The 19,532-nt window shown below is 58.2% G+C and carries 20 protein-coding genes; 18 read left to right on the forward strand and 2 right to left on the reverse strand.

Annotated elements, in window-relative coordinates; genetic code table 11:
* From ACN4F8_RS03485 to ACN4F8_RS03565, 17 genes are all read left to right on the forward strand, one after another.
* The coding region (locus tag ACN4F8_RS03485; RefSeq protein ID WP_419472325.1) for a hypothetical protein at nt 1-488 on the forward strand (488 nt) is incomplete at its 5' end.
* Between the two features lie 197 nt (nt 489-685).
* Complete coding sequence (locus ACN4F8_RS03490) at nt 686-1,450, forward strand: type IV secretion system protein (protein WP_159608885.1); 765 nt, start codon at nt 686-688, stop codon at nt 1,448-1,450.
* On the forward strand, nt 1,447-2,310 hold the full coding sequence (locus ACN4F8_RS03495; protein ID WP_236574439.1) for a TrbG/VirB9 family P-type conjugative transfer protein: 864 nt from the start codon (nt 1,447-1,449) through the stop codon (nt 2,308-2,310). The genes ACN4F8_RS03490 and ACN4F8_RS03495 overlap by 4 nt, the downstream gene beginning before the upstream one ends.
* Nucleotide 2,311: 1 nt before the next feature.
* Nucleotides 2,312-3,610, forward strand: a complete 1,299-nt coding sequence (locus tag ACN4F8_RS03500; protein WP_159608886.1) for a TrbI/VirB10 family protein — start codon at nt 2,312-2,314, stop codon at nt 3,608-3,610.
* Between the two features lie 11 nt (nt 3,611-3,621).
* Nucleotides 3,622-5,259: a TcpQ domain-containing protein gene (locus ACN4F8_RS03505; RefSeq protein ID WP_419472326.1), complete on the forward strand. Its 1,638-nt coding sequence runs from the start codon at nt 3,622-3,624 to the stop codon at nt 5,257-5,259.
* A 14-nt stretch (nt 5,260-5,273) separates the two neighbouring features.
* On the forward strand, nt 5,274-5,675 hold the full coding sequence (locus tag ACN4F8_RS03510; protein WP_162147767.1) for a TcpQ domain-containing protein: 402 nt from the start codon (nt 5,274-5,276) through the stop codon (nt 5,673-5,675).
* A complete protein-coding gene (locus ACN4F8_RS03515) occupies nt 5,672-7,345 on the forward strand; it encodes a PilN family type IVB pilus formation outer membrane protein (protein ID WP_419472327.1) in 1,674 nt (557 codons plus the stop codon). Before ACN4F8_RS03510 ends, ACN4F8_RS03515 begins: the two co-directional genes overlap by 4 nt.
* Nucleotides 7,345-8,658, forward strand: a complete 1,314-nt coding sequence (pilO2, locus tag ACN4F8_RS03520) for a type 4b pilus protein PilO2 (RefSeq protein ID WP_159608890.1) — start codon at nt 7,345-7,347, stop codon at nt 8,656-8,658. The genes ACN4F8_RS03515 and pilO2 overlap by 1 nt, the downstream gene beginning before the upstream one ends.
* Nucleotides 8,645-9,229 (forward strand): hypothetical protein, encoded by a 585-nt coding sequence (locus ACN4F8_RS03525; RefSeq protein WP_159608891.1) that lies wholly within the window; start codon nt 8,645-8,647, stop codon nt 9,227-9,229. The genes pilO2 and ACN4F8_RS03525 overlap by 14 nt, the downstream gene beginning before the upstream one ends.
* A gap of 39 nt (nt 9,230-9,268) precedes the next feature.
* Nucleotides 9,269-10,768 (forward strand): GspE/PulE family protein, encoded by a 1,500-nt coding sequence (locus ACN4F8_RS03530; protein WP_159608892.1) that lies wholly within the window; start codon nt 9,269-9,271, stop codon nt 10,766-10,768.
* A 2-nt stretch (nt 10,769-10,770) separates the two neighbouring features.
* Entirely contained in the window at nt 10,771-11,850 is a 1,080-nt protein-coding gene (locus ACN4F8_RS03535; RefSeq protein ID WP_159608893.1) for a type II secretion system F family protein, read from the forward strand.
* Nucleotides 11,847-12,416 (forward strand): prepilin-type N-terminal cleavage/methylation domain-containing protein, encoded by a 570-nt coding sequence (locus ACN4F8_RS03540; protein WP_236574440.1) that lies wholly within the window; start codon nt 11,847-11,849, stop codon nt 12,414-12,416. The genes ACN4F8_RS03535 and ACN4F8_RS03540 overlap by 4 nt, the downstream gene beginning before the upstream one ends.
* A 61-nt stretch (nt 12,417-12,477) precedes the next feature.
* On the forward strand, nt 12,478-13,419 hold the full coding sequence (locus ACN4F8_RS03545) for an ATPase, T2SS/T4P/T4SS family (protein ID WP_159608894.1): 942 nt from the start codon (nt 12,478-12,480) through the stop codon (nt 13,417-13,419).
* Nucleotide 13,420: 1 nt separating this feature from the next.
* Nucleotides 13,421-13,879: a type IV pilus biogenesis protein PilM gene (pilM, locus tag ACN4F8_RS03550; protein ID WP_305727056.1), complete on the forward strand. Its 459-nt coding sequence runs from the start codon at nt 13,421-13,423 to the stop codon at nt 13,877-13,879.
* Nucleotides 13,880-13,882: 3 nt separating this feature from the next.
* A complete protein-coding gene (locus ACN4F8_RS03555) occupies nt 13,883-14,938 on the forward strand; it encodes a type IV pilus twitching motility protein PilT (RefSeq protein WP_159608896.1) in 1,056 nt (351 codons plus the stop codon).
* Nucleotides 14,939-15,021: 83 nt separating this feature from the next.
* On the forward strand, nt 15,022-16,554 hold the full coding sequence (gene pilV / locus ACN4F8_RS03560; protein WP_159609085.1) for a shufflon system plasmid conjugative transfer pilus tip adhesin PilV: 1,533 nt from the start codon (nt 15,022-15,024) through the stop codon (nt 16,552-16,554).
* Nucleotides 16,555-16,708: 154 nt separating this feature from the next.
* Nucleotides 16,709-17,464, forward strand: coding sequence for a YcbK family protein (locus ACN4F8_RS03565; protein ID WP_159608897.1), 756 nt, complete (start codon nt 16,709-16,711; stop codon nt 17,462-17,464).
* A gap of 188 nt (nt 17,465-17,652) precedes the next feature.
* Here ACN4F8_RS03565 and ACN4F8_RS03570 read toward each other — a convergent pair whose 3' ends face one another.
* Nucleotides 17,653-17,862, reverse strand: coding sequence for a hypothetical protein (locus ACN4F8_RS03570; RefSeq protein WP_419472328.1), 210 nt, complete (start codon nt 17,860-17,862; stop codon nt 17,653-17,655).
* A gap of 125 nt (nt 17,863-17,987) precedes the next feature.
* Between ACN4F8_RS03570 and ACN4F8_RS03575 the strand changes: the two genes are divergently transcribed.
* Nucleotides 17,988-18,542: a hypothetical protein gene (locus ACN4F8_RS03575; RefSeq protein ID WP_159608899.1), complete on the forward strand. Its 555-nt coding sequence runs from the start codon at nt 17,988-17,990 to the stop codon at nt 18,540-18,542.
* Nucleotides 18,543-18,610: 68 nt separating this feature from the next.
* Here the strand turns inward: ACN4F8_RS03575 and ACN4F8_RS03580 are convergent, their stop codons facing one another.
* The gene (locus tag ACN4F8_RS03580) at nt 18,611-19,393 is read right to left on the reverse strand and encodes a hypothetical protein (RefSeq protein WP_159608900.1); all 783 of its coding nucleotides are present in this window, start codon (nt 19,391-19,393) and stop codon (nt 18,611-18,613) included.
* Nucleotides 19,394-19,532 lie beyond the last annotated feature (139 nt).

A 19,532-nucleotide genomic window follows, 5' to 3' on the forward strand; every position in this document is an offset into this window, starting at 1 on the left:
CACCCAGTTCGGTAATGGTTAAGGAAAGCACCATGTTTGACAACGTTCTCCAGCAGGTTCTCGCGCTCTCAGTAGAGGACCGAATGCGCATTCAAGGCGTGTTGAACGCCCTAGACAAAGCGCAGGCATCCCCGGGTTCCACTGCGAGCGAGCATCCTCCTGGTGCCTCGTTAGATGAGGCAACCAACTACGCGATCAGGACCGAAGAGCAGGAACTAACCGAGTGGCTTCAGACCGGTTCTGCTGATGCCCCGTATGTGCAGCTTGTACGCATTGACACCGCCATTTCCCAGTGCGAAACAGAGCAGGGCGTCGAAGTCCTGCAGGCCTATCGCAGGCGGCTTCTCGAAGATAACCCCGCTGTCGCAGTTCGGGCATCAGTCGTGAAGCTCGGTGCGGAGCGCCCCTTGTTGCTGGTTGGCGGAGTGATCGGATTGATCGTGGGCATCGTGGCCATCGGCCAGGGCATCTTCCGTAGCCTGTTCTAAGGCGACTTGTCGTTGCGACATCGCGCCGGCCGCCGTGCCTTTGCCAACTAAATCGCGGTTCCCTCATATCTCACTGGAATCCGTCATTCCACCTGTGCTTTTCTTTGGGCATTTGGAGGATATGACTGGAAACCCATTCGTTGGCGCAGCCTAGTTTCGTCCCGATATCCATAGCATCAGTTCTGAAAGGTACCTCTATGTCGTTCTTCCGAAAAAAACCCGAGCCGGAGCCACTCATCGGTCAAACCCGTGTCCTGGGCAGGCGTGGAGGGCAAGCTGCTGCTGAGCTTGCATCGCAGCCCAACACTCCTCCATCCGTGTTTGGTGATGCGGCTCACCAGTTTGGTGAGATCTATGGATCATCGAAAGTGGAGGCCACGCGCTGGTTCCTCATAGCGATGCTCTGTCTTGTGTTGGCATCGAGTGCAGTAGGTGCGCTGGTTCTGATCACGCCTCTGAAGGAGGTGCGCCCCTGGGTCGTTGAGGTCAACCCCACAACAGGGGTCGTCAACAGGCCAGTTGCCGTCGAGCGAATCGATCCCAACCTTGCAGTCGTTAAGGCCGAGCTGGCTCGATGGGTTGAGGCGGTTTATGCGATTGACCCTCAACGTTCGCGTGAATCGTTGCGCTGGGCCGCTGAACGAGCTGCTGGCAAAGCCCTTGGTCAGTTCACTGAATTCCGCGGCCGCGAACGCATCTTCGAACGGATTCGATCTGAGCCCGAAATGGTGCGCGAAGTGAAGATCACAGCCGTCGATGCAAGCCAACGCGGCACGGCCTTCATCTTTTTGACCACCACGGAGCGCGTTGGCAGCCAGCCCGTCAATCCGGAGCAGGTGAAGCGCTATCGGGTCACCCTCAACTACCAACTGACCACCGCCACGCAGGAAGCAGACCTGCTGGAGAACCCGTTGGGCATCTATGTCACCTACTTCAGCGACGCCGAGGAGCGACCACTGTGATCAAGCTTTCCCACTCCAAGAGTTTCCAGTGCCGTGCAGGCGCCATTGTTCTGGGCATCGTTGCTCTGTTCTCGGTGGCTGGTCATGCCCATGCGGAGTTGATCGCTACCCCATTGAGAGGGGACACCCGTTTGGTCGAATTTCAGTTCGACCAGGACAACACATTTCTTGTGCTCAGCAAGCCGCGCGCGGTTACCCACGTGCAGTTCGCACCGGACGAAACGATCCAGTCGGTGGCAGCTGGAGACACTGCCAATTGGGACATCACGCCTACCAAGAACCGCAAGAACCTGTTTCTGAAGCCGAAGTACGAAGACCTCGATACCTCGCTGACAGTGCTCACGGACAAGCGCACGTATCAATTCGTGCTGCGCTCCACCGGCGACGGGAAGAAGTGGTACCAGCGTGTTTCATGGGTGTACTCCCGCGAGGTCGTTCTCGACATGGAGCCCATGGTGGGCGACGAAGCAGCGACTTCTCAGGCGGGCTCAACGGCTCTTGCGCCGACCACCGCCAGTGGTTCAGACGCAACTGCAAGCGGCTACCCGGGTGGGATCGATCCCGGGAAGATGCGGTTTGGTTACAAGGTCGAGGGCGACGCCAAGTTTAGACCTGAGGTGGTCTTCGACGACGGAAGATTCACCTACTTCCGTATGCCCTCGGATCTCCAGGAGCAGCCAGCACTGTTCGCAGTCATTGAAGGCGACGACTTCAGCCTGGTCAACTACACCGTGAATGGCAACTACATCGTTGCTCAGCGAGTGTTGGAGAACGCTGTGCTGAAACTGGGCAAGCCCGAGGTGCGCATCAGGCGTGAGCCTCCCAAGCGTGGGTTCTTCGGCCAAACGACCGGGGAATGACATGCCAACGGCTAACGAAAAACTGATCTCCCATGAGGTTCCAAAGCCCGGCATCCCGCTGAAGAAGTCCACCATCGTCGCAGTAGCCGCTCTCGTTGCGGTGCTCGTCGGTTTCAGCTCGCTCCTGCTGCACGACGGCGGAAGCAAAGGAGCGGTAGCGGCCCCTGTTGCTCCAAAAGATGCGCCGCCTCCTACGACGGGTAACGCAAGTGTCATCGATGAAGAAAGCCGGCTTGCTGAGATGAAGGTTCCGGACGCTTCGCCCGTTCCACCTGCTGTGCGCCGGCCGAACGGTTCCGCCGCACTGTATGAAGACCAACTGTCAGCTATGGACAAGTCCGGTGGACCACTCGGTCCAGGCGGTCCTCTTGCGCAGGATCCACAAGCTGCTGCTAAGGCTCAGCAGGCCGCCCTCGATCTTGAGCGCGAGGCAGAGGTGCGACTCGCAAAGGCGGTGATCTTCGATTCCGATGGCGGAGCTGCGGCTGCGCCAGCTTCCCTCGGCGTTAGCGCTTCCCCCTTCGGACCTGGCGTAGAAGCGCTCGGCAGTGCTGGCGGCTTGCCATCACTGCCTTCTGGCGCAGACCGTGGCGCCGCTGCCTTGGAGGCTGCCATCAATAGGGCTCAGTTGGCACAGACCGGTGGCGGGGGCGGTAAGTCGTGGATGAAAGAGTACGCAGGGGATATTCAAAAGAAGGGCTCTTCATCCGCTCTGAAGTCCACCAAGTCAGATATCGAGTTCGTCTTGCATCAAGGCAAGGTGATTCCAGCTGTCCTGGGCCGCGAGCTCAACTCCGATCTACCCGGAAGGATCACCGCGTTCACCACGGTGAATATCTACGACTCGCTGGGGCGCGGTCACCTGCTGATTCCAAAGGGAAGTGTTCTCGATGGCCAGTACGACTCAGAGATCAAGGCAGGTCAAAGTCGAATGTTGTTTGCATTCGAGCGACTGATCTTGCCGGATGGAACCAGCTTCGACCTTCCTCCTGCGCCGGGTTCCGACATGCGTGGTGCGGCCGGTATCGAGGGCAACGTGAACAACCACTTTTTCAAGATGTTCATCAGCAGCTTCTTTGTGGCGGTCCTGGCTGACAAGACCACGATGCCAAGCGGCCAAACCAATATCGGCACTTCAGGGCCCACTACTGCCGCTGGCCAGGTGCTTGTCGATGTGAGCAAGTCGATTCTCGAACGCAACCGAGTCATTGCGCCAACCATCACTGTCCCTCAGGGCCAGCGAATCAACGTCGAGGTGGTGAGCGACATGGAGTTCCCGGGCAGCTACCGGACACGTTGATAGGAAACAACATGAAATTCAAATTCACGAAGATCACCGCAGCTGTCGCTTTCGTCCTGGTCACGACCACGGGCGCAATCGGAAGCGATTCAAAGCGCGTGGGCGCCTACGACTTTGGCTATCTCACATCAGGGCACCAAAAGGCGGCCCCGGTGCAAGTTTTCGATAACGGGAGGGCAACGTACTTCCAGTTCCGAGCGGGTGAAGCGATCCCAGCGATCTTCGCCAAAGTGGCGGGGGTTACTACCCTGCTGGTTCCCGAACACGAAGGCCCCTACATCAAGGTGCCAAGTGTTCATGGCGAGTTCACCCTCCAGCTGGGCCGATCCCAGGCCATGGTTGTTCATGGTGATGGCGTTCGCTTGGACGCGCCAGCCATTTCAACCGTTTCGCCCTCGGGTATGAAGGCTCCCTACATGGGCGGCCAAGTTGCACCCGGAACGCGGCTGGTTGCAAGTCTTGCTAGCCAGGCTCCAGCGATTGTTGATGACGCAGAAGACCGCAACAGCTACGCAACACCTGTAAAAGGCGATCGGGTGCAGTGGGGCACGGGCGAAGCTTCCACCCAGTCGTACGCTGTTTGGTTTGGCAAGGGCCGTTCGATCCTTGGCCCCCAGGGTAAGGCCCTCCTTGTCAAGTTGGCAAAAACCTCACCGCATGGCACCACATTCACCCTGGTGGGACGCGATGACGATTCGCTGAAGGAAGGGATCGAGCAGGCGCGCGCAGAAGCGATGCGCAAGCAGATGATCCTCGGCGGGGCTCCCGCGTCTGCCATCGTCATGAAGAACGCGGTGACCGGCAAGGTGGAGAACGGGCTTTGGGAGTCCAACGTCCTCGTGGAGACACCTGCGCCACGCCGCGCAGCGTACACCGCGTCTGCAGAAGCCGCACAAGGTCGAGGCGCTGTCTCGTCGAACCTTGAGTCTTTGGTTCGCCAGGGCGTGCTCTCACTGGCGCAAGCAAACGCATTGATGGCCAGCAAAGGCATCAGCGCTCCTCAAGCTGTGAACGGGCCTGCTGTGGATGTTCCCCCAGGTGGATACAACATGCTTGCGTCCGACAGGACAGTCCATGGGACTGTCTCGCGGTGGGCGAATGCCCTCGGCTACACCGTGGTCTGGGAAGTGCCTCAAGAGCTCGACGCGCAAGTCAGTGGTGACGCCGCCATCAAGGCTTCAACCATGAAGGAAGCACTTGAGCGCCTTCTCTCCGGCCTTCGCAAGGCTGGGTACCACATCGATGCGACCGTCTACAGCAACCGGGTGATCCGATTCTTGCCGGCAGGTACACCGACGACGACGAAAGAGCCAGAGGCTCGACCCGCTCCAACAAACAGCATTCCGACGCAAAAAGTTGAGCAAGCTGCAGCAACGAACGGAAACAGGTACGAAGCCGCCTCGTCCTCATGGGTGGTCAGCGCTGAAGATAAGAGCATTGAACAGTTGCTAAACCGGTGGGGTCGCGATTCGAACTGGTCTGTTGTATGGAATGCCAAGGACACGGTGCCAATCACCGGAAACGCTGTGATCGATAAGCCAAGTTTCCTGACTGCCGCAGACCAAGTGATTGCCCAGGCGGGTAGCGCGGGCTACAGGGTCAGAGCAGTGGCATATGCAAACAACACGCTGGTCGTCAGCAGCTACTGAGATTCAAGGAAAACATGATGAACGCAAAACATTTCGCAATGGCATGCCTGGTTGTTTATTCCACTGTCGGTCATGCCCAGGTCATCCGCGTGGTGCCGGAAGCATTCCCGATTCAGGGCTCACCAGCCACTTTACCCATCCGGCCAATGGAGAAGGCACCGCCGCCGCCAGTCGACCGCACATTGTCAATCAAGGCGGGTGACCTGATTTCTCCGCGCATTGTTGAGTGGGCCCAGCGCAATGGGTACTCGCTCACGTGGGAAGCAGGTGAGTTCCGCAGCGGAGCTGACCTTGTGCTCACCGACTCCTTTGAAAAATCACTCGAAGCCTTCCTTGGATCTATGCGCTTCAACAAAGTGCAGCTCGAAGCAGAAATCTTCGCCAACAACGCTGTTCGCATCCTGGAGGTCAAGTGAACTTTATCAAGCACACCGTAGCGCTGAGCGCAGTGGCCGTCCTGGGTGGCTGCTCAACCTCCACCCTCACGCCAATCACGCAGGGCGTGAATGCCGTTCAAGCGGAAAGCGACCGCGCAAATGCCAACCTGCGGTCCGGAACTCCCATTGAACGCAGTGACGATAGCTTCATCCGTCGATCCACCAAAGTCTGGGTGCCGATCAGCAAGGTGGACGCAAAGATCGCTCCTGCCGCTGCTGCAGCACTGGGCCGCGACCTCGCAGTCAATCGCCGGTTTTCAGGCTTGAGCGAGATGGGTGCCTACATCACGCAGTTGACCGGTGTGCCGGTCAACGTGGCCAGCGCTGCTCTCAAGGCCAGCGTTGAAACAATGACCAGCGCCGGCGCTGAGGCTGCGGCCAGCAATTCGGGGACCCCTGGCTCGGCCTTGCCTCCTCCATCTCCCCTGCCGATGCCAATGCCTATGCCCAGCATGCCGGGCGCAATCGGTGCGCCAGCAACCCCGACCTCGCAGGTGGCCTCCATCGTTTACACGGGCAAAGTGTCGGGATTTTTGGACCTCGTCGCAGCTCGCTACGGTGTCAGCTGGGAGTGGGCCAACAACGGTATCCACATCTTCAAAACGAAGTCCCAGACCTTCCGCCTCGCCGCGCTACCTGGTGACACCAGTTTGGCGAGCAAGGTAGGTACCCAGTCCAACAACGCCACTGGCAGTACGCAAGGAAGCCAGGCCAGTGGCTCTTCCAACAGTGAGATGCGCGCCGGCGTTGAGTTTGCTGGTTTGAGTGTCTGGAAAGGCATTGAAGACAGTATCAAGACCATGCTGTCTCCCGCTGGCAAGCTGGTTGTGACCTCTGCTACGGGCACGATTACCGTCGAAGACACGCCAATGGTGCTCGACCGCGTCGGCAAGTTCATTGAAGACCAAAACAAAGCGTTGTCACGCCAAGTGGTGATCAATGTCCGTGTTCTGGCAGTCGACATCTCCAAGTCAGAGCAGTACGGCATCAACTGGGACATGGTCTATCAGAACGTGAACCGTGGGCTGGGCCTGAGTCTTGCAAACAGCAATCCTCTTATTGGTGGCTCGAATCTTGCACTCAGGGTGCTGTCCGGCTCTATGTTTGACGGCTCATCAGCCATGATTGAAGCGCTGTCCAAGCAAGGTCGCGTTTCACAGGTGACCTCGGCGTCTCTGGTCACGATCAACAACCAGCCCGCGCCAATTCAGGTTGGGCGGCAAACCGCCTATCTTGCGTCGAGCACGACCACCATTGGAACTGGTGGCGCCGGCAACACTGTCACGCTGCAGCCTGGTCAGGTCACCACGGGATTCAGCATGAACATGCTGCCCCACATCCTGGACTCCAAGCGATTGATGCTCCAGTACTCGGGCGATATCTCGACGCTCACCAACCTGGCTACGGTGAACTCGGGTGGTTCTTCCATTCAAACGCCTGAGATCGACACTCGTAACTTCCTTCAGCGCACCTTCCTCAACAGTGGCGAAACCCTTGTCGTGACAGGCTTCGAGCAGTTCGCCTTGAACGGCGATACGCAAGGTGTTGGGCATGCAGAAAACCTTGCGCTGGGTGGCCGGCTTAGTGCAACAAATACTCGCACTGTGCTTGTGGTGCTCATCCAGCCCGTGGTGGCAGGTGGTCTGTAATGTCCAAGGTTGAAACCGTCGAGTACGGCGGCGCGACCCTTGTCACGGGACTGCTCTGGCAGCCTCTGGCCGGGTCCAACCCGAGCGAGCGTCTCTCTGAGATCAAGGGGTACGGAAAGGAACTGAACCTCGATCTGCAGGTTCTGCAACGCGAGAACCTTTGCGTGGGAATGGCAAAGTCCAGTTCGAGCAAAGGGAGTGCTGCCGTAAAGCGCGGTGCTGTGTCACTGGCGGCCGCGCTTTCCACAAAGATGCACGAGCAACACAATGCTCGCGACTTCATCCTAGTGATGGAGATCGACAGCGGTGTGTGGTACTACCTCGCTCAGAAAGATGGCGTCATCCTCCCCGACGGAGATCAGGTGTACGGGGAAGAGGATGTCATCAAGTCCCGCTTCTACCAAGACGCCAGCTTGGGCGAGTGGACCCACTCGATCGTTCCCGGCCACTGGGGAATCTCTGGTTCGCTTGAGGCGCCGCAGCTCGAGCAGATCCTACCCCTTACCGGGAAGGGCAAGGGCAAGCTGAACTCCGCGAAGGATTGGCGCCTCGAGCCCATTTCCGTCAGCGCAGGCCAACTCCTAGCCGCCAACTTGAAGCCGATTGCCGTGTTGGTGGGCGTCATTCTGGCTCTCACCGTGGGCTTCGATCAATTCAAGAAGTGGCAGCGAGATCAGGCTATCGCTGAGGCCGCGCGCCTTGCAGCCGAACTCGCAGCCATGCAACCAGCTGTCATCCCGCGTCCACGTCCGTGGGGCGAGATCCCTCACGCTGCCGATCTGATGGCGGGGTGCATGCGCGCAACGGCTGGTGTGAAGTTGTTCCCCGGCAACTGGGATCTGGTTGGCTTGAACTGCTCGAACGGGGTAGTGACCATTTCTTGGCGTCCTCGTGCATACGGGTGGATCGAGCACCTCAAGCAGGTCGTTCCCGATGTGGTGATCTCGCTTGACGGAAGCCTTGCGTCCAGCACCAAGGCGCTTCCTCAGTTCCCCGCGGCCAATGACGAGGATCTATACACCGCGAATGAGCGCCTGGTTGTGATGTATGCAGCGGCACAGCGCTTCGGAGTGAAGTTCGGCGCAACACCCGCTGTGTCTCAAGCTCCCCAGCTGCTCCCTGGCCAGGGCGCTGTACCTCAGGAAGTTCCGCTTTGGGAAGAGGTCGGCTGGAAGGCAGAGGGGGTCACTCTGCCAGAGACAGTGCTTGCTGCACTCGACGGCAACGGTTTCCGCCTTCGCTCCATGAGCGGTCAATGGGTCAATGGTCAATTCATTTGGACGATGGAAGGTTCGCAATATGTACGCAAATAAGTTCTCAGGCCTCTTGGCTTTTCTCTCGTGCACCGTTTCTTTGGGTGCCTCGCTGGCCCAAGCGCAGGAGGTTCCTTCAACGGCACTAGCCAGCGTTCCTCCAGCTTCGGTGCCCTCTGTTACCACCGCCCCTCCATTGGCGTTGCGTACCAGCGAGTCTGCGAACCTCATTGCAGAGATCAATGAGCGCATGAGTGTCATGCAGGCTCGGCTGGCGGAGCTTGAGTTGCAGGCCAAGATCGCGGCCAAGAACGACGAGATCCGTCGCTTCGGCAAGCAGCCCGAGGGAATCGATGAAGGCTTCACGCCAGCCGTCATGGAAATCAGTGGTGTCGATGGAAAGCTGATGGCCAACCTGATGGTGCAGGGCGGAAACATCCAGACGGTGCGTGTTGGTGACAAGGTGGGTGGCTGGGACATCAAGTCGATTTCTATCGACTCTTTGACCATGTCCCGCGGCAAGGAAACCAAGCGCTTGAGCTTCGGCAGCTTTGTGCAGAGCCCGCAGCCAGCTGCACCACAGGGACCTCAGGTTCCCGGCATGGTCCCTGGAATGCCCTTTCCACGCTGAGCATCCCCCAAACGTCATCGGTTCCGGAGCTATTCGAACATGAAAGTATTGACTGCCAAAGGCGGTGAGATCTCCCTGACGGACGAGCTTCGTTCGATGGTTGCGTATCTCGATGACGGACGGTTGTTCATCTCAAAGTCGCACGTGTTCAACCCGCATGTGCGAGGGTTCGTCTCACGCTTGGAACATCAGGGCAAAAAATTTCAGATTCAACATTGCGACCTCGCCGTTATTGCAGGGTATTACGAGAGCACTGCAACTTCCGAAACGCAATCCAACATGCAGGTTGTTGCACGTCAGCTATTCGAACGAGCAGTCGAGCAGCGGGCTTCTGACATCCATATTCGGGTGAGTACCCGCCGTCGCACAGAAATCCTATTTCGCATCCACAACGATTTGACGTTCATTGAGGAGCATACGTTCGAATACGGTGATCAGCTGTGCACGACCATTTTCCAGGCCATGGCTGACGTATCCGACGCGACGTTGGAAAAGCTGAACAGGCAGGACGCACGGATCTCTGAACGAACCAAGATTCCCGAGAAGTTGGATGGCATCAGGATCGCAACTTCGCCCCAGGTGGACGGATTCATTTTCGTTCTGCGACTGCTCTACAACGATGCAAATGATGATCTTGACCTGGCACGTTTAGGGTTCCACCCCGAGCAGTGTCTGGCGATTGACACACTGAAAAAGAGCACGAGTGGCGTGGTGGTTATCGGTGGGCCGACTGGCTCGGGTAAATCCACGACTCTCCAGCGCACGCTTGGCTCCATCATCGCAGACACCGAAGGCCGCAAGCACATCATCACGGTGGAGGATCCACCGGAGTACCCAATTCCCGGCGCGGTGCAGACCCCTGTCACCAATGCTTCGACTGAAGAAGAGCGCTCAAGGGAGTACCAAAAGGCAATCAAGGCCTCCATGCGGCTCGATCCCGACATCATCATGTTGTCGGAGGTGCGAGACACCCCTAGCGCACGCCTTGCCGTCCAGGCTGCAATGACTGGCCACCAGGTGTGGACCACGCTGCATGCCAACAATGCACTGGGCATCATCGACCGCTTGATCGACCTCGGAGCAGATGCCGCGAACGTGATGGACCCCAGCACCATCGCAGGGTTGCTCTGCCAGCGTTTGGTGAAGGTACTTTGCCCCCATTGCAAAAAGCCGCTGACCGAACATACCGATCGTGTTCCACGTGAGGCGCTGGAACGCTACCTGAGCATCCTCAACATTTCCTCTGTATTTATCCAGGGCGAGGGCTGCCCGCATTGCCGCAACAGCGGTACAGCTGGTCGCACGGTGGTTGCTGAGGTTATTCCAACGGACGAACGTCTTATGCAGTACCTGCGTGACAAAGATCGTCTTAGCGCTCGGGAGTACATCACCAAGGAGCTTGGGTGCCTCTCGATGCTGGACCACACGATCCAGAAAATCAATGCCGGACTGGTGGATCCCTACCTTGCGGAAGATGTCGTTGGAATGCTGGTCACTCCAATCGTCCATGCGCCTCGGCGCCTTGAAGCGGTGGCTTGATCATGAATGAAATCGAGCTCAAGTATGCCCGTTGGGTTTTCCGGAACGGCACTGACCAGCGAAAGCGTGTGTGGAAAAAGCTCGCAAAGCTACTTTCCAACGGCGTCCAGCTCATTGAAGCGCTGGAGACGATGCGCGACCGTCGGGTTGTCCTCAAGGGCCCCAAGGAACCTGTCGCGGTCGCCCTTACTGAGTGGTTGCGCCGTCTGAAGAATGGTAGCCGCTTGTCTCAGGCCATCGAGGGATGGGTGGGTTCGGATGAGCAAATGTTGATTTCAGCTGGCGAACAGTCTGGTGAAGTTGACGCAGCACTGAACTCCACCACAGAGATCATGGATGCCAAACGGAAGATCCGAAGCGCGGTCATTTCCGGCCTTGCCTACCCGGGCTTCATGATGCTCATCGCGTTCGCCGTTCTCGTGATGTTCAGCTACAAGATCATCCCGGAGTTTTCGCAGATCGTCCCCTACGAGAAGTGGCAAGGGTTGCCAAAGATGATGGTGGACTTTGCGAACTTCGTAAGGTCCTGGATGCTTCTGCTTGCGGCTGTCCCTGTCTTGGCCATCACAGCCTTTGCGCTGAGCCTTCCACGCTGGAAGGATGGTTTGAGGATCAAGCTGGACCGATTCATGCCCTACAGCATCTACCGGATGCTGCACGGCAGCACCTGGATGATCAGCTTTGCCGCCCTTGTGTCAGCTGGTGTGCGACTTGAGAACGCCTTGGGGCAACTCATGGAGGGTGCATCACCGTGGATGCAGGTTCGCATCCAGGCGTGTCTCCGAGGGATGAAGTCAGGACTGAATCCAGGCGACGCTTTGCTCAAGACGGGATACGGCTTTCCCGACCCCGAAATCATTGATGACCTGGGTGTCTACGCACGCCTTTCAGGATTCGATGCCGCTTTGGCCACCATCGGCCGCGAGTGGATCAGCGAGTCGGTCGAACAAATCCAAACCATGATGAAAGTGGTATTTGGTGTAAGCGTTCTCATTGTCGGTTTGTTCATTGCCTTGATGGTTGGTGGACTCATCGGCATGGAACTTCAGATGACCGCAATCATGCAAGGAACCTACCGGTGACCAATCTTTTTACCAACGGAGAAACTATGAACTCGAAAATGACTTTGAAACCCCTGAAGAAGCAAGCCGGCATGACGCTGCTGGAATTGATCGCGAGTCTGTCCGTGGTCGCCGTCGTGGTCGTCGGTGCTTTGTCCCTTTACCAAAGTGCCACCGCATCTCAGCGCACAACCCAGATTACCCAAGATCTGACTGCGATTCGTGCTGCAACCAAGCAGATGTGGCAAGGCCAGGGCACGTTTGGCGCTAACGGCACGAGCTTGAACGACGTGTTGGTGGTGTCGAAGAAAGTGCCCACCACGATCCGCGTGGACACCACTACTGCTCCAGACACCCTGACGCATGCCGCCAACGGCACCGTCAACATTACCTCCAGCGTGACTACCTTCGACGTGGCCCTGACCAATATCGAAGAAGACCTTTGCATTCCGATGCTCACCGGCGCCCAGGGGTGGGTCAGCGTGACGGTTGCCGGTTCCGCTGCGATCACGGCTTTCCCCATCGCCCCTGCGACTGCCGTTACGGCGTGTGCGACGGGCACCGTTGTGACCTTCCGCGGCAACTGACCCTCATTGATCCATCGCCCCCCCTAACCATTGGGTGGGCAAATTCAAAGCCAGGAAAGCCATGCTTCAGTCTCTCAAGTTCAAAGACATCTATCTGGGTAGAAGCCGCGCGTTGCTGTCCGGCGTTCCGAACACCAAGGACCCGGTGAGTGCTCCGGTCGGCACTGAGCAAGATTTGGCTGAACTTCGCAGGGAGTGCGAGGCCATTGAAGCGGTGACCTCGCGAGAGGAGTTTCCGGTGCGATGCGGAAACGTTGCCTACCGCGCGTCTGTGATGCAGACGCTGGAAGAGCGGGTGTATGTCTTGCGCCGCATGCCAGAGTCCATCCTCAAGCCAGAAGATTTGAGCATTCACCCGGGCTATGTGGAGAAGTTGACCCGTCCCGGCTTGAGCGGGCTGGTGGTTGTTGCAGGTCCCTTCGGACAGGGAAAGACCACTACTGCCTCTTCAATCGTTGCTGCGCGTCTCTGCAAGTTCGGTGGTGTTGGAGTGACGATCGAAGATCCGCCTGAGATGCCGCTCGAGGGTAATCATGGTGAGGGCGTTTGCTACCAGACGTGGGCAGAACGTGGCGAATTCGGAGAGGCTTGCCGCAAGGCTGCGCGCTGGGCTCCCAGCATTCTCCTTATCGGCGAGATCAGGGAACCAGAAGCAGCAGCAGAAGCGTTGCGTGCGTCCATTAACGGCAGGCTTGTGTTTTGCACTATTCATGCTGACTCCGTCCCGATGGCAATCGAACGGATCTACTCGCTGGCCGTCGGCGCCATAGGGAACCCAGAAGACGCGGCGGGCCTGCTGGCCAACGGCTTGCTCGCTGTGATGCACCAAAGGCTTGAAGGGGAGCCGCGCAAGCCGAAACTGGAGTTCCTCTGGCTTGGAGAGCAGGATTGCGTTGGAGTGCGCAACACCATTCGACAGCGTAAGTTCGACCAGGTCGGTAATGAAGTGAAAGCGCAGCTCAATCGCACTCTCGTGCACCTGCCCGCATCAGCGAAGGTCTAACGTGGTCCCTATCTGGATTGCAGCAGTGTTTCTGGCGTTGGTGACTTACTACGTCGGCCAGGACATCCCCCGCAAAGAGGCTGTGAGCGTCGCGGCAATGGCGGATGTCTCTGCTACCAACTTCCTCGCCTACCGCCAGGCGGTCAGGAACTACATAACCGCTAACCCCGGTGCAACTGGAACGATCGACGATGCATCGTTGGTCCCGCACTGGTTGCCGGGCTATATACGCCGCGCTGAGTGGACCAATCTCATAACCGGTGGAACTCTCTACATCTACTCTACGACTGTCCTAAGCCCAGGGACAGTGGGAAGCATCTCGCAAAAAACAGCGGAGTCGATTTTGGTCGGCACCAAGAATCCTACAACTGGTCGGTTGCAAACGGCCACAGGTAACGACACCGGTATCAACCTCCCTGCTGCCATCGCTGGCGGCGCCCTTGTAATGATGGGTCTTTGAGAAATGCATATTCAAAACACGCTCGAACGGCTGCTCGAATCAGATCGGGTGTTCACTGACATCATGCTGGAGCAGGACGCTCCCTTGATGTTGAAGACGCCTCGGGGCTGGGTCGCTGCAGGGATTGACTTCATCCCCACGGTGAGTCACATCAATGAGTTCATGGAGCAGCTGGACACCAACTGGGAATCCAAGATCGTTCACGCAGAGGTCAACCGCCCCTTCGTGATCAATGAACGCCGCCTACGCGTCAACGCCTACCTTGCCAATGCGGGTGAGAAGCGCATGCTCTCGATTCGCAAGATTCCAACAAAAACACCAGACATCCAGTCCAGCGGCCTGCCATCGGGCCTGCGCATTATTCTGGATCATCCGTCTGGCTTGGTACTTATCTCCGGGCCCACGGGTTCGGGCAAGACGACTTCGATGGCCGCAATGGTTGACTCGATCAACTCAATGCGCCCCGCGCACGTGATCACCATTGAGGATCCTATCGAATACAAGTTCGAGCGGAAGAAGGCGGTTTTTTCGCAACGCGAGGTTGGGTCGGACTGCGATTCATTCCTCGACGGCGTTCGTGCGTCCATGCGGCAACGACCAGACGTCATTGTGATTGGCGAGATTCGTGATCGCGAAACTGCAGAGCAAGCTTTGATCGCCGGTGAATCAGGGCACCTCGTGATTGGAACGCTTCATGCGAGCTCCGGCGTTGGCACCATCAACAAAATGCTCTCGTTCTTCAAGGACAACGAGCGGGAAGGCCGACTCCAGTCGCTGGCCACATGTCTTTTGGCGGTGATCAATCAGACTTTGATTCCCAAGAAAGGCGGCGACGGCTACGCCCTGGCGGTGGACTTCATGGCAAACCACAAGCGCGAATATTCGAAGCTTCTGGGTTCGCCAGAACAGCTGCAGAACAAGCTTGACCGCGGAGATGACGTTTCGGTCAGCCTCGGTGCCTCCGCTTTGCGACTCATCCAGGAAGGTGTCGTCACCAAGGCAGACGCAGTGAAGGCAGTCATGGCCAACGCGGCAGCTTATGAGGCCGTTCGGGCCTGAGCGCACGTAGTCCTACAACCCATGCGTGATGGTTTCCCTCCACTACGCGCAGGATCCTCAATACAGAGTTGGAAGCAGACATCATGAAACTGATTCACAAGCGCGGTTCGATTCTTCGCGCAACACACCAGCGCGGTTTGACCCTTATCGAACTACTTCTGGCTCTCGGAATTTTGGGTAGTGTGATCGCTGGTGTTACCCAGCTTGTCCAATCAGCGGGCGATGATGCAAAGCTGTCTGTGACTGCCTTGCACACGAAGACTGTCGGCGACGCCGCAGCTCAATACATCAGGGACAACCACGCTGCTGTCCTTGCGGCGGCCACTGCATCTACGCCGGCGCTGATTCGGGTATCCGATCTCATCACAGCGGGCAACCTTACAGCAGGCTTTTCTTCAACAAACCCAGCTGCGCAGGCGACGTGCGTACTGGTTCTTGAGACCGCTGTCGGACGCCTGTCCGGCCTTGTAATCACCGAGGGCGGAAACGCATTCGACGATCTCAGTCTGGGGCAGGTTGCAGCGACCATTGGAGGCTCCGGGGGTGGTCTTTACTCCACCGCACCCACGACCGCACGTGGAGCAATGGGCAACTACAGTTTTGCGGTGGGCGCATTTGGCAACCCGAACCATTTGGGGCAGCGGTGCGACGGAACCGCTGGCAACATCACTGTGGCCGCTGGGCATCCAGTTATGGCACTCTGGTTTGAAGATGGCGCGGCACAGGCAGCGACGTTGTATCGCGATCCCGTCTCTGGAGCACCAAGCCTCAACACAATGAACACTCCCATCCTTATGGGCGCGGCCACGATCCAGGCTGCGGGATCGGCGTGTGCAACAAATGGCGCGATCGGGCGCGATGCTTCCGGTGCAGTCCTCGCATGCGAGAGCGCTGTATGGAAGAAGGGCGGTAGCGCATTCTGGGAAGACCCAGTTGCTACGGCCGCCGGGCTCCCCCTGTGCAACGCGGCCTCCGTCAATCAGACGCGAGTAGTTCAGACCCCCAGTATCGGTGTTGGGCCCCGAGCGTTCACCTGCAATGGTGCTGGATCATGGCTTCCATTGGGTGTCGATGATGCTGGCAATCTTGCCGTGGCGGGCACCGCCACCATGGGTGGGCTCATGCTGACCACAATCAACGTTGAAAACACGGCGTGCCCAGCTAATGGCCGTGTCTCCCGCAACGCTGCAGGCGCCACGTTGGAGTGCGATTCTGGCGGTTGGAGACGCAGCGTAAAAACGAGCGGTGACACGATGACCGGGACGCTCAACGTCAACAACGACACGTGGGGCCTGATCATGCGGAGCGCTGCAGGTGCCGACAACAATACTCCTCAAACGGCGACCTCGTCGGCCTACGTGAACGACATCTACCTGCGGTCCATTGGGCGGTGGGCCAGCACGCTTGGGGCTGCTGATCTTGCGCCCAACATGTACCAGGCTTGGGCCTATGGCGGATACAACTGGTACAACTATCCAGGTTGTGCAGCAGGCTACACAGCGGTGTACAAGTCTCACGACTCGGGTTGGGACAACCCTTCGCAGGGCGGCAGCAGTGCCGTGGTGTGGAAAACACTCTGCGCCCGTGGCGTTGGAACTACCGCACCCAATATTTGACACCTGCTCACGGTATGTTGCGCGGCCAATGGTGAGGCTTTGAGGTGAAACCGGGTTGTTGGCGGGGTCGACGTGACGCACGAACCCGCCAAACTTCTCCCATGAACCGGATCACCTCCACACCCGCGCCCAGCTATGCCCCGGGAAAAGCACAATGAAACGCCAAACCGCCATGTTTGGTGCTCCTGAGGTGCAATCTGAAAGTCGGCTGATCCTCCCCGAAGGCAGCGCCGGGAAGAGCCCATCCAGGCGCCGCATGCTTCGAACGCTTCTTGCAGCGGGTGGCCTGGCTGCAGGGGGGCTTGCTGCTCCCTCCATCGTCCTCGCAAGATCAGTGCAGCCACCAGTCGGTGCGCCGCAGCCAAACAGCGCGGCGGACTTTTGGACAGCTCCCCGGTGGGTCTGGCTCACGAGGCCTGCAACGGGAGAGCAAATACGCCAGGTCTATTGGCGCGACGGCTATCTGATCCAAGCCGGCTATGAAGCCGTCTCGTGGTTCATGAGGGATGTCCGGTTTGATCGCATGCTCAAGGCGAAGGACCGGCGAATATCCAGTGCGCTGGATGCAGGTCGCATCAAGCCTGAGCATCTCACGCCGTGGATGCTCATGGACCCAGTAATCCTGGACATTCTCTACGCGTACTGTGCGTGGCTGCAGGGCTTCGGCATCAATCAGCCGGTCGTTCTCACATCGGCACTCCGGCACATGCTGACGAATGCAATGACGGAAGGTGCGGCACGCGACAGCTGGCACGTCAAAGGTGGCGCTGCCGACATCGTTATCCCGAGTGTCCCAACGGCGATCGCAGCGGCCTTTGGCAAGTGGCTCTCGGGCGGCGGTGTGGGGCTCTACGCCAGCAAGAACTTTGTTCACCTCGACCGTGGCCGCGTTCGAGCCTGGGCAAGCTGATTCGTTGGCCAGACGCAAGCCGGGAGTCAACGCTTTTTGAGCAAGCGCATCTCTGGTTCGCGCACACCATGAGCGCGGCTCCACGGTGACCAGTTTGGGTTGATGTCAAACCCGCTCCAGCCTATACTCGATTCCGATTCGCTCAACTGAGCTTTCGTGTGCCTTGTGCACGCTTTCACCCATGCGGGCTACACCCGCAGGGGGGTAGTCCATAACCGGAAACAGTTATGACCATCCTCCTCACAATCGTCGCCTTCTTCGCTTTTGTTGCATTCATTGTCCAGCGCAACAGCAAGGCACATGCAGAACATTCCGCTCACAACGGAAGTCCAGACTTCGATCATCACGATGACGATGTCCACCAGCACCAGCACCAGCACCAGCACCAGCACCAGCACCAGTACTACGCCGACGACGACGTTTGAACGCGTGCGACAGTAGGTTCTTTCACTCTTTCAACCCTGCAGGGAATTCCTCCCTGCAAGGGGGGATTCCCCTTCTTTTTTCCATCGAAGGCAATCCCATGAAAACCGTTCTGTTCCAAAACTTCCTGCAACTTCCCCGCGCCTTCAAGGCAGTGGTGTTCGCAGAAATCTTCTCTGTCCTCGTCTTGGCCATGACCTTGATGCAACCAGCTCCGGCTGCTGCTCAGTCCGGCAACGTGTACGGGACCAACCAGGCGCAGAAGTACTCCTCTACAGAGGATGCTCTTGTCGTTCAGGTGACCTTGCGGCAGGTCGAGACGAGCTACCAGGCCCGCACCATCGGCGCTGCTGCTGGTGCTGGCCTTGGGGCTCTGATCGGACGCAGTGCCGCCAACAACACCACAGCCACCTCATTGGGTGCTCTTGTGGGTGGATTGTTGGGCGACCGTGCGGCTGCCATGACCTTGGGGGCCCAGGCCCAGGAGATCGTGCTCCAGGTGTTCACACCCGGTAAGCAGCCGCGTATCGTCACGATCGTCCAGCCTGCACCGTTTGACCGTATCGTCGCTGGCGAGTCGGTCTACCTGATCAATACCGCAGGTGCTCTGCGCGTGGTCAGGAAACTGTCGATGCCCGTCGCGTACTACCGCTGATGAGCAGACAAAAAAAGCCCGGTGTCCTCTCAAGGACCCGGGCCTTTTTTTTGGTCTCCTGGAGTGCGCTAGTTCATGCCTTCGAGGCTGCGGTTTGCCTCATCCGCCGGTGTGTAGATCTCCAGCGTCACCTTGCGCCTCTTGCCGCGCGCGAGCGTGATCGCCTTGTCATGCTTCTTGGCCCTCTTCTCCTCAAAGATCACCACCTGGTCCGCATAGTCGATCAGGCTCTCCTGCAGCGGCCGACTGTTCCGCGTCTCGGGCTTGCCCATGTAGGCCACCGGTACGAAGCGGCTCAGGCACCAGTCATGGAGCCGCCATGGCGTCTTGGCGTTGCAGCTCGACACGAGGGTCCACGTGGGCAGGGGTGAAACAAGCTTGGCTACTGCCTTGCCGACTATGGCCTCGGGCGCCGTATCTGCACCGATGAAGGTAACGAAGGCGCCGGTGCGCCACGTTTCAAACCGCTCAAGACAGGCATCGATGAAGCGCTCGGGCAGGGCGAGATCGCCAAGTCCAGCTTTGATGTCAGAGAGCTCAGCGCTCATGAGGTTGAGGTCACTTCGCTGCAGTGCCAGCATGCCCAGACCAGAAATGAGAATCGAAGGCCGAACCATGTTCCAGTCCGAACGCCAGGCGTCCTTGCGCAGCCGCGAATAGCGCTTTGCTTCCTTGAAGGTCGGCGAGTGCAGGATGTAGTCGCGGTGTGTCGGGTGCAGGGGCATGAATTTGGCGGATTCATACCAGTGCAACAGCGACGCGTACACATGCTGAACTCTGGGTTCGCCCTCCCCAGCTGGCACCCATGGACCAAAAAAGGAAGTTTTCAGGAGTTCGTCGGCTAGGTTCATACCTGCCAATCTACGTGCAAATCGACGGTGATTTGCTCGGGCTACGATGCCTTTCCCATGCATTGGCCACGGCTGCCACAAAAGTGGCCCGGATGCTTTGACCGAACGCACGGGCGCCCCTATCATCACGACTGTTCGG

The organism is Hydrogenophaga sp., assembly GCF_048549895.1.
In the GTDB taxonomy this organism is placed as follows: Bacteria; Pseudomonadota; Gammaproteobacteria; order Burkholderiales; family Burkholderiaceae_C; genus Hydrogenophaga.

What these genes read in the sequence shown, in the direction of transcription:
- ACN4F8_RS03580 (WP_159608900.1), bottom strand. Translation starts at nt 19,393, where the DNA reads ATGAACCTAGCCGACGAACTCCTGAAAACTTCCTTTTTTGGTCCATGG.
- ACN4F8_RS03510 (WP_162147767.1), top strand. Translation starts at nt 5,274, where the DNA reads ATGATGAACGCAAAACATTTCGCAATGGCATGCCTGGTTGTTTATTCC.
- ACN4F8_RS03545 (WP_159608894.1), top strand. Translation starts at nt 12,478, where the DNA reads ATGCTTCAGTCTCTCAAGTTCAAAGACATCTATCTGGGTAGAAGCCGC.
- ACN4F8_RS03565 (WP_159608897.1), top strand. Translation starts at nt 16,709, where the DNA reads ATGAAACGCCAAACCGCCATGTTTGGTGCTCCTGAGGTGCAATCTGAA.
- ACN4F8_RS03525 (WP_159608891.1), top strand. Translation starts at nt 8,645, where the DNA reads ATGTACGCAAATAAGTTCTCAGGCCTCTTGGCTTTTCTCTCGTGCACC.
- pilO2 (WP_159608890.1), top strand. Translation starts at nt 7,345, where the DNA reads ATGTCCAAGGTTGAAACCGTCGAGTACGGCGGCGCGACCCTTGTCACG.
- ACN4F8_RS03535 (WP_159608893.1), top strand. Translation starts at nt 10,771, where the DNA reads ATGAATGAAATCGAGCTCAAGTATGCCCGTTGGGTTTTCCGGAACGGC.
- ACN4F8_RS03505 (WP_419472326.1), top strand. Translation starts at nt 3,622, where the DNA reads ATGAAATTCAAATTCACGAAGATCACCGCAGCTGTCGCTTTCGTCCTG.
- ACN4F8_RS03530 (WP_159608892.1), top strand. Translation starts at nt 9,269, where the DNA reads ATGAAAGTATTGACTGCCAAAGGCGGTGAGATCTCCCTGACGGACGAG.
- pilV (WP_159609085.1), top strand. Translation starts at nt 15,022, where the DNA reads ATGAAACTGATTCACAAGCGCGGTTCGATTCTTCGCGCAACACACCAG.
- ACN4F8_RS03555 (WP_159608896.1), top strand. Translation starts at nt 13,883, where the DNA reads ATGCATATTCAAAACACGCTCGAACGGCTGCTCGAATCAGATCGGGTG.
- ACN4F8_RS03490 (WP_159608885.1), top strand. Translation starts at nt 686, where the DNA reads ATGTCGTTCTTCCGAAAAAAACCCGAGCCGGAGCCACTCATCGGTCAA.
- ACN4F8_RS03575 (WP_159608899.1), top strand. Translation starts at nt 17,988, where the DNA reads ATGAAAACCGTTCTGTTCCAAAACTTCCTGCAACTTCCCCGCGCCTTC.
- ACN4F8_RS03500 (WP_159608886.1), top strand. Translation starts at nt 2,312, where the DNA reads ATGCCAACGGCTAACGAAAAACTGATCTCCCATGAGGTTCCAAAGCCC.